Annotated in this window: 9 protein-coding genes; 4 read left to right on the forward strand and 5 right to left on the reverse strand. The window is 65.8% G+C overall.

The annotated features are described in order from the left end of the window. Together MOV74_RS22975 and MOV74_RS22980 are read left to right on the forward strand one after the other, a co-directional pair. A partial coding sequence (locus MOV74_RS22975; protein ID WP_246927322.1) for an amidase family protein occupies nt 1–812 on the forward strand: 812 nt, incomplete at its 5' end. Beyond that, nucleotides 805–1,491: a DUF2848 domain-containing protein gene (locus MOV74_RS22980; RefSeq protein WP_246927324.1), complete on the forward strand. Its 687-nt coding sequence runs from the start codon at nt 805–807 to the stop codon at nt 1,489–1,491. The genes MOV74_RS22975 and MOV74_RS22980, both read left to right, overlap by 8 nt. Nucleotides 1,492–1,500: 9 nt before the next feature. On the opposite strand, the gene MOV74_RS22985 is transcribed toward MOV74_RS22980, so the two are convergent. Beyond that, nucleotides 1,501–2,382: a transglycosylase domain-containing protein gene (locus MOV74_RS22985; protein WP_246927336.1), complete on the reverse strand. Its 882-nt coding sequence runs from the start codon at nt 2,380–2,382 to the stop codon at nt 1,501–1,503. Here MOV74_RS22985 and MOV74_RS22990 point away from each other — a divergent pair. After that, nucleotides 2,381–3,127 (forward strand): 2OG-Fe(II) oxygenase, encoded by a 747-nt coding sequence (locus tag MOV74_RS22990; RefSeq protein WP_246927338.1) that lies wholly within the window; start codon nt 2,381–2,383, stop codon nt 3,125–3,127. The two genes, MOV74_RS22985 and MOV74_RS22990, sit on opposite strands and share 2 nt — an antisense overlap. A gap of 9 nt (nt 3,128–3,136) precedes the next feature. Continuing rightward, nucleotides 3,137–3,790, forward strand: a complete 654-nt coding sequence (gene alkB, locus MOV74_RS22995) for a DNA oxidative demethylase AlkB (RefSeq protein WP_246927340.1) — start codon at nt 3,137–3,139, stop codon at nt 3,788–3,790. Between the two features lie 87 nt (nt 3,791–3,877). Here alkB and MOV74_RS23000 read toward each other — a convergent pair whose 3' ends face one another. The 4 genes from MOV74_RS23000 to hpaE form a co-directional block, all read right to left on the reverse strand. Then, on the reverse strand, nt 3,878–5,506 hold the full coding sequence (locus MOV74_RS23000) for a thiamine pyrophosphate-dependent enzyme (protein ID WP_246927343.1): 1,629 nt from the start codon (nt 5,504–5,506) through the stop codon (nt 3,878–3,880). A 25-nt stretch (nt 5,507–5,531) separates the two neighbouring features. Further along, nucleotides 5,532–6,401, reverse strand: a complete 870-nt coding sequence (locus MOV74_RS23005; protein ID WP_246927345.1) for a fumarylacetoacetate hydrolase family protein — start codon at nt 6,399–6,401, stop codon at nt 5,532–5,534. A 3-nt stretch (nt 6,402–6,404) separates the two neighbouring features. Then, a complete protein-coding gene (gene hpaD / locus MOV74_RS23010) occupies nt 6,405–7,388 on the reverse strand; it encodes a 3,4-dihydroxyphenylacetate 2,3-dioxygenase (protein WP_246927348.1) in 984 nt (327 codons plus the stop codon). A 103-nt stretch (nt 7,389–7,491) separates the two neighbouring features. After that, on the reverse strand, nt 7,492–8,956 hold a 1,465-nt coding region (gene hpaE / locus MOV74_RS23015), incomplete at its 5' end, for a 5-carboxymethyl-2-hydroxymuconate semialdehyde dehydrogenase (RefSeq protein ID WP_246927351.1).

Genomic DNA, 8,956 nt, shown 5'->3' on the forward strand with positions numbered 1-8,956 from the left:
GCTCCTGCCGGATTCCGGCGGCCTTCAACGGCATCGTCGGCTACAAGCCGACGCAGCGGCGCGTCCCGCTCGATGGCTCCGTGCCGCTGTCGTTCTCGCTCGACAGCATCGGGCCGCTGGCGCGATCGGTCAGCTGCTGTGCCATTCTCGACGCGGTGCTCGCGAACGAGCCGATCGCCCCGCTGAAGCCGCGGCCGATCCAGGGCATGCGGCTCGCGGTGCCGACCACGATCGCGCTGGACGAGCTCGACGCAGAGGTGGCCGAAACGTTCGAACGCGCCCTGAAGACGCTGTCCGATCACGGCGCCATCATCGAGCGCATCGAGATGGCGGAGTTCCACGACATCGGTCCAATGAACGCCAAGGGCGGCTTTGCCGCGTCCGAGAGCTACGCCTGGCATCGCTATCTCCTCACCGCGAAGGGCGACGTCTACGACCCCAGGGTCTCCGTGCGGATCATGCGCGGCGAGGCGCAGAGCGCGGCCGATTACATCGATCTCCTCAACGAGCGCCGCTCGCTGATCGCCCGCGTCAATGCGCGCATCGCGCCCTATGATGCGCTGGTGCTGCCGACCACCGCCAACACGCCGCCGAAGATCGCCGACCTCGCCAACGACAAGGCATTCACCAAAGAGAACCTGCGGGCGCTGCGCAACTGCACCCTGATCAACATGATCGACGGTTGCGCCATCTCGCTGCCCGCGCATCGCCAGGGCGAAATTCCCGTCGGCCTGATGCTGGCGGGCGCCGGCGGATCGGATCACCGCATTTTCGAGCTTGCTGCCGGCATGGAGGCCGTCATTCGTGTTTGATCTCACTTTCACAGTCGATGCCCAGGACACCACCACGCCGCTGACGCTGGCGATCGACCAGATGGTCATCGCCGGCTGGACCGGCCGCGATCCCGTCGCGCGCGACAAGCACATCAAGGAGCTGCAGGAGATGGGCATCGCCCCGCCGGCCTCGACCCCGATCTACTATCGCGGCGCCGCGCGGCGGCTGACCCAGGAAGACAGCATCGAATGCACCGGCGGCGATTCTTCCGGGGAGGTCGAGTTCGTGCTGATCGGCTGGCAGGGCCGCGTCTTCGTCGGCTGCGGCTCCGACCACACCGATCGCAAGGTCGAGGCCTACAGCGTCACGGTCTCCAAGCAGATGTGTGACAAGCCGATCGCCTCGACGCTGTGGGAGCTTGAGGACGTCATCGGCCATTGGGACAAGATGATCCTGCGCTCCTACGCCACGATCAAGGGCGAGCGCGTGCTTTACCAGGAGGGGACGCTGGATGCGATGCTGCCGGTCAGGGAGCTCATCGCGCGCGGCTTTGATAACGGCAAGTTCCCCAACGGCTGCGCCATGTTCGGCGGCACCTTCGCCGCCAAGGGCGGCATCCGCCCCGCCGACCGGTTCGAGTTCGAGCTGGAAGACCCCGTGCTGAAGCGGACGATCAAGCACGGCTATGATGTGGTGACGCTGCCGGTGCTGGGCTGATCGGCGTCGTCATTGATTGACCGGCTGGGCTTGAGCGCCCGGCGCGTCCTTGAGCAGCAGCGGCCGGCTCTTCGCCGCTGCCGCCTGCGTCTCGCTGATCAATCCAACTATCTGCATGCGATCGATGGCATAATCTCGCGAGGGCGTGTCGAAAGATCGACTCGGGTAAGGTTGTCGCACGCGCGTCAAGATGAATGCGACCTCGTCGACAGCAAGGTCCGCGAGCGGCTTTCCGAAGTAGGCCCCAGCCCCGGCCGCCACGCCATATGCACTGTGCCCCAGATAGCTTTCGTTGAGATAGATCTCGAGGATCCTGTCCCGGGACAGGCTGCGGGTGACCCGCTGCATGAAGTAGATCGAGGCGATGGGGTCGATCTGCCGGTCATTCCCCAGGGTGAGTGACAGCAGGCAGCGCGCGACAGATTGTGTCACGCCGGCCGGCCGGGGTCTCCGACCAGTGCCCATGGCGAACGCAATCTCGGCAATCGGATTCAACGTCCAGGCTGCATAGAAGTCGGGTTGCGCATAGGCGATCGCGGCGTCCCGGAGCAGAGGCGGAATATCGACGAGGGGAATGTAGGCGCCCTTTGGATCGTTTCTGCACGCTGGACCAGTCGGCGAAACCGCCGCGAGCTGGGCTTCGGTCGGAAGTCCGATGCCGTAGCCATAATGCCAGACCAGCCAAGCGGACAAGGCGAGCAGGCCCACACCCGCGAGCGAGAGCAGGGCCAGCATCGTCTTGGCAACAATGACGAGAAATTTGCGCATCAAGTGCAGACTGAAGGAGCGGGGCGGGCACAAATTCGCGTTGGAACCGGACGGAATTGGGGCCGTTGGGCCGCACGGAAATCGGGTGGCGCAGAGCGCGCTCTGGAGCGAAAATCCGTCCATGACAGCAATCGCCAAGACCGCCGGCCGTGCGGCAGCTCCTGACCTCGCCGCTCACATCGACGCCCTCGACTGGCCCCAAATCACCAGCGAGCTCGACACCCAGGGCTGCGCCGTCCTGAAGGGCCTGCTCACGCCGGAGCAATGCCGCACCATCGCCGCGCTCTATCCGGACGACGCAGGCTTCCGCAGCCGCATCGTCATGGGCCGCCATGGCTTCGGTCGCGGCGAATACAAATATTTCTCCTATCCGCTGCCCGACCTGATTGCGCAGCTGCGCCCGGCGCTCTACGCGCAGCTTCAGGGCGTCGCCAATCGCTGGAACGAGGCGATGGGGATCGACATCCGCTATCCCGCCTCACATGCGGCCTTCCTGAAGCGCTGCCACGAGGCCGGGCAGGCGCGGCCGACGCCGCTGCTGCTGCAATATGAGGCCGGCGACTACAATTGCCTGCACCAGGACCTCTACGGCGAGCACGTGTTCCCGCTCCAGGTTGCGATCCTGCTGTCCGAGCCGGGCCGCGATTTCACCGGCGGCGAGTTCGTGCTGACGGAACAACGCCCGCGCATGCAGTCCCGCGCCGAGGTGGTTCCGCTGGCGCAGGGGGATGCGGTCGCCTTCGCTGTGCATCACCGCCCGGTGCAGGGGACACGCGGTACCTACCGCGTTAATCTGCGCCATGGCGTCAGCCGGATCAGGTCCGGTCAGCGCCACACGCTGGGTGTGATCTTCCATGATGCCAAATGAGCACTGCGATTGACGGCTGATCTGTTCGACAACGTCGCCGAGGCACAGCCGTCGCGCGAGGTGATCGCCGACGGCGCCGTGCTGTTGCGCGGCTTCGTCAGGCCGATCGAGAACGAGCTGATCGACGCGGTGCGCGCCGTCGTGGCGCAATCTCCGTTCCGCCGCATGACCACGCCCGGCGGCCATCTGATGTCTGTGGCCATGACCAATTGCGGGGAGCGAGGCTGGATCACCGATCACACCGGCTATCGCTATGATCCCATCGATCCCCGGACCGGCGCGCCGTGGCCGGCGATGCCGCCGGTGCTGCGCGATCTCGCCCGAAGCGCGGCGGAGCAGGGCGGCTTCCAGGACTTTGCGCCCGATGCCTGTCTCGTCAACCGCTACGAGCCCGGCACGCGGCTGTCGCTGCATCAGGACAAGGACGAGCTGGATTACTCGGCGCCGATCGTCTCGGTCTCGCTCGGCCTGCCCGCGACCTTCCTGTTCGGCGGCCTCGCGCGCGCCGACAAGCCCCGCCGTTTCCGGCTGGTGCATGGCGACGTCGTGGTCTGGGGTGGGCCTAGCAGGCTCGCCTATCACGGCGTCGCGCCGCTCGCCGAAGGCGAGGACGCGCTGCTGGGACGGAAGCGGATCAATCTGACGTTTCGAAGGACGCGGTGAGGAGAAGTCATTCCGGGGCGCGCGCAAGCGCGAACCCGGAATCTCGAGGTTCCGGGGTTCGGCTCTGCGAGCCGCCCCGGAACGACATCACGGCTTCGGCGGATGAATGAACGCCCACGGGCTGACTTCCGAGTCCCGTGTCACCTCGACCGAAATCAGATACGGCCCGCTGTGGCTAAGCGCCTTTTCCATCGCCGCCTTGAACTGATCCGGCGCGGTGACACGCGCCGCCGCAACGCCAAAGGACTCCGCGAGCTTGACGAAATCCGGATTGACCAGATCGGACGCCACCACGCGGCCGTCGAACCGTTCGCGCTGGTCACGGCGGACATTGCCGTAGGCGTTGTTGTTGAACACCAGCGTCACCACGCCGATGTTGAATTGCACGGCGGTGGCAAGCTCCTGCACGCCGAACATGAAGCCGCCGTCGCCGGTGATCGCCACCACCGGCTTGTCGGGATTGGCGACCTTGGCCCCAAGCGCGGTCGGGAAGCCCGAGCCGAGCGTGCCCTGATAGCCCGAGGTGATGAAGGTGCGCGGCTCATAGATCGGAAAGCCGTACCAGGAGGCGAAGCCGAATTGCGACAATTCATCGGTGACGATCGCATTCGCCGGCAGCACCTCGCGCAGGATGTTGAGGTAGGCCATCTGCGGCTGAATGCGCTGGATCTCGGCTTGCGCGGTCGCGGTGGCCTCGCGGATCTCTCCCCGGCGGCCACGGCTCTTCGCGTAGCCGGCCTTGTTAACGGCGCTGACGAGATCGGCGGTGCCATCCCTGGCGTCGGCGACGATCGCGACATCGGCGGCGAGGCGGCGCATCTCGACCGGATCGATGTCGATGCGAATGGATTTGAGGCCGCTGGGCTGATAGGGCCAGCGGAAGCCGGAGGCCGGCAGTTCGGCGCGGGTGCCGATGGCGATCATCAGGTCCGTCTTCGGCCACAGCTTGTAGGCCGCGGCCATGGTCAGGCCGAGCTCATGCGCGTTGGAGACGATGCCGCGGCCGCTGCGGAAGGCGACGACGGGCGCATCGATCATCTCGGCGAGCTCCAGGATCTCCTCGCGCGCATCGATCGCGCCGCTGCCGACGAAGATCATCGGCGCCTTGCTGGCCTTGATCAGCGCGGCGGCTTGCTTGACGAGATCAGGATCGGGTTGCGGCGCGGGCAGCGGCTCCAGCACCTGGGCAGCAGCGGTGTCGGCGCGCTGGGTGAAGACGTCCCAGGGCATCTCGACCGAGGCGGGGCCGCGCCGGCCCGACATCATCTCCTGGAAGGCGCGCGCGACGACCGTCGGCGCGTTGCCGGGATATTCGATTCTATCGGCCCATTTCACATAGGTGCGCAAGGTCGCGAGCTGGTCCGGCATCTCGTGCAGATGGCCGCGGCCCTTGCCCAGAAACTGAGTCGGCACCTGGCCGGTGACGCACAGCACCGGCTCGTTGCAGCCGAACGCGGTGAGCAGCGCCGCGCTGGCATTGAGCACGCCGGGACCGGGCACCACGCTGAACACGCCGGGCCTGCCGCTGGAGCGCGCATAGCCGAACGCCATGTAGCCGCAGGCCTGCTCGTGCCGTGCCCCAATCACCTTGAGCTGGGCCTGATGGAAGGCGTCGAACAGACCGTAGACCTGCGCACCGGGCAGGCCGAACACGGTATCGACGCCGTGGGCGACCAGGCCGCTTACGATCGCTTCGCCGCCGGTGAGGGTGGTCATTGCATCATTCCACTTCGATGGTTGGTCAGGCTTCGTCGACGACAAAGTTGCGCAGGCGCCCGATGCCCTCGGCCTCGACCTCGACGACGTCGCCAGGCTTCAGGTAACGCGGCGGATCGAACCGGGCGCCGGCGCCGGTCGGCGTGCCCGTGACGATGATATCGCCGGGGACGAGGGTTGCGAAGGTCGAGATATAGTTCAAGAGATAGCGGAACGGGAACGTCAGCCGGCTGGTGCGATCATCCTGCCTGAGCTCGCCGTTGACATGCGTGGTGAGCCTGATGTCCGCGATCTGCGCTTCCGTCGTGTAGGGCACCAGCCACGGGCCAAGGCTGCCGCTGGAATCAAAGTTCTTGCCCTGCGTCACGTTGAACTTGGCGTGGCGCAGCCAGTCGCGCACCGAGCCTTCGTTGCAAAGGGTCAATGCCGCGATGTGATCGAGCGCAGCGCTCTCGGGGATATGCCGGCCTTGCTTGCCGATCACCAGCACGATCTCGCCTTCATAGTCGAGCTGCGCGGAGGCGCGCGGGCGCACCAGCGGCGTGTCGTGGCCGACGAAGGAGCGAGGCGAGCGCATGAACATGCTCGGATATTTCGGCGCGTCCTGGCCATCCCGGTATTCGGCATTGCGGTCAGGATAGTTGACGCCGATGCAGATGATCTTCTCCGGCGCTGGCACCGGCGGCAGCCAGGTGATCTCGCTGAGCGCGTGGTCCGGCGTGCGGCCGGCGGCTTCTTCGGCAAAGCTTGCGAGCTTTCCGGCCGCGATCACTTCCCGCAGCGTCGGATAGTCCTTGGCATAGCGCTTGGAGAGATCGACGATGCCGCCCTCCAGGACGGCGCCGTAGCTGACATCACCATTTGCGGAATACGTGGCGAGGCGAGGGAGTCTCATCGCTTAGTCCGCCACCAGCACGTCAGCCACAAACTTCGGCTCACGCACGGCTTGACCGCTAAATGGCGAGCCCTGCTCGAACCATGAGCGCGGGGCAGGCGCGCCCCACAGCGTCTGGCGGCGCGGATCGCGCAACGACCAGCGCAGCGGCTCGTGGTCGTGATCCCCGGTGAAGTAGTCACTGGTGTAGAGCTCGAGCCGGTGTCCGTCGGGATCGCGGACATAGAGGAAGAACGCATTCGAGATGCCGTGGCGTCCGGGGCCGCGCTCGATGTTCTTGACGAAGCCCTGGGAGGCCATGACGTCGCAGAGATGGATGATGTTCATCGCCGTCGGCGTCCAATAGGCGAAATGATGCAGGCGAGGGCCCTTGCCATTGGTGATCGCAAAATCGTGGACGTTGCCCTTGCGATGCATCCAGGCGGCGGCGATGCGCCCGTTCGGTCCGTCCTCTTCGGCGTATTCAGTGAGGCGGAAGCCGAGCCGTGCGTAGAACTCGACGGTGTCCTGCACCTCGGCGGCGAAGACGTTGAAATGATCGAGCCGCTGCGGATGGCAGCCCCGATAGAGGTCGTAACGACGCAAGAGATGCGGCCGCCGGTCCATCGATGCATAGAGCTCGATCTGGAAGCCGAAGGGGTCGGTGAATTGCAGGGTGCGGCCCTGGAAGGGCTGATCGACGAAGGCGTAGCTAAGACCGTTCTCGGACAGGAACGCGGCGGCCTTGTCGAGATCTCCGTCGTTGCCGACCTTGAAGCCGAGCCTGTTACAAGCGGGCACCGCGGCCTTCCGCAGCACCAGCGAGTGATGCTGGTGCTCCTCGGCGGCACGCAAGTACACGACCTTCTCGTCGGCATCCTCGACATGGAGGCCGACAATGGTCTCGTAGAACTCGCGGCTCAGCTTCAAATCGGTCACGTCGAGCACGACATGGCTGGAGCGAATGATGTTGAACGGCGGCTCGAAGATGTGTTGCGGTACGGGCATTGGCGTTTCCCCTCGGCTCGGTCGTCATTCCAGGGCGGCTCGCAGAGCCGAACCTGGAATCTCGAGGTTCCGGATTCGCTTCGCGCTCCGGAACGACGAGGCGTTAAATTCCCAGCTTCTGAATCTTGTGCGTGCCCCGCGCCAGCGAGACGTGCTTGGTTTCCATGTAGAAGTCGAATGAGTAGTCGCCGCCGTCGCGGCCGATGCCGCTCGCTTTCATGCCGCCGAACGGCGTCGGCAGATGGCGGACGTTTTCCGAGTTCAGCCAGATCATGCCGGCCTCCAGCGCATCGGCGACCCGCAGCGCGCGGCCGACGTCGTTGGTCCAGACATAGCCGGTCAGGCCATAGCGGATGTCGTTGGCGATCTCGATCGCATCGGCCTCGTCCCTGAACGGCAGCACCGTGAGGAAGGGGCCGAACACCTCCTCCTGGGCAATCCGCATCTTGCCGTGCGCGCCGGTGACCAGCGTCGGCTCGACATAATGTCCGCCGCCCGGTCCGTCATGGACCTTGCCGCCGACCGCGATCGTCGCGCCGTCCTGGCGCGCGACGTCGAAATAGGAGCAGACCTTCGCCAGATGCCGCTCGTGGATCAGCGGCCCGATCTCGGTCGCGGGATCGAGGGGATGGCCGACCTTCAGCGCCTTCACGCGCGCGATCAGCTTCTCCGTGAACTTCTCGGCAATGCTGGCCTGAACCAAGAGGCGGCTCGACGACGTGCAGCGTTCGCCGTTGAGCGAGTAGATCATGAACACGACGGCATCGAGCGCACGGTCCAGATCGGCATCGTCGAACACGATCACCGGGTTCTTGCCGCCGAGCTCGAAATGCACGCGCTTCAGGGTCGGCGCGCCCTGCACCATGATCGCCGATCCCGTTGCGCTCTCGCCGACGAAGCCGATCGCCTTGATGGCGGGATGCTCGGTCAGCGCCTTGCCGGCTTCCTCGCCCAAGCCGTGGACGGTGTTGAGCACGCCGTCGGGAATGCCGGCCTGCTTGGCCAGCTTCGACAGCATGTCAGCCGTGACTGGCGACCATTCGGCCGGCTTGTGCACGACGGTGCAGCCGGCGGCGAGAGCGGGGGCGATCTTCCAGGTCGAGAGCATGAACGGCGTGTTCCACGGCGTGATCACGCCGACGGGGCCGATCGGCACGCGGGTCGAGATGTTCCAGTGCTCGTCACTCGGCGTGTTGAGGCCGTCTCTAGCCTCCGCGCATTTGTCGGCGAAGAAGCGGAAATTCTCGGCGGCGCGGATCGCGGCCTTGGCCATGAAGCGATAGGCCTGCCCGGTGTCGATGCATTCGAGCACCGCGATGTCCTCGGCATTGTCCTCGATGGCGTCGGCCACGCGATGCAGCAGTTTCTTCCGCATCGCCGGGCCCATGTCGCGCCAGGATTTGAAGGCGAGCGCAGCGGCCGTGGCGGCGCGGTCGATGTCCTCGGCGGTGCCGCGCGCGACGCGCGCCAGCGTCGCGCCCACGACCCGCCACATCGTATCGAAAGTCACGCCCGGGGTGGAGGGGACGGGCTTGGCGTGGATAAATGGGGCGATGCCCGCGGCCCGC

The sequence above is a fragment of the Bradyrhizobium sp. SHOUNA76 genome (assembly GCF_023006445.1).
GTDB lineage: Bacteria > Pseudomonadota > Alphaproteobacteria > Rhizobiales > Xanthobacteraceae > Bradyrhizobium.

What these genes read in the sequence shown, in the direction of transcription:
- MOV74_RS22985 (WP_246927336.1), bottom strand. Translation starts at nt 2,382, where the DNA reads ATGGACGGATTTTCGCTCCAGAGCGCGCTCTGCGCCACCCGATTTCCG.
- hpaD (WP_246927348.1), bottom strand. Translation starts at nt 7,388, where the DNA reads ATGCCCGTACCGCAACACATCTTCGAGCCGCCGTTCAACATCATTCGC.
- MOV74_RS22990 (WP_246927338.1), top strand. Translation starts at nt 2,381, where the DNA reads ATGACAGCAATCGCCAAGACCGCCGGCCGTGCGGCAGCTCCTGACCTC.
- MOV74_RS23005 (WP_246927345.1), bottom strand. Translation starts at nt 6,401, where the DNA reads ATGAGACTCCCTCGCCTCGCCACGTATTCCGCAAATGGTGATGTCAGC.
- MOV74_RS23000 (WP_246927343.1), bottom strand. Translation starts at nt 5,506, where the DNA reads ATGACCACCCTCACCGGCGGCGAAGCGATCGTAAGCGGCCTGGTCGCC.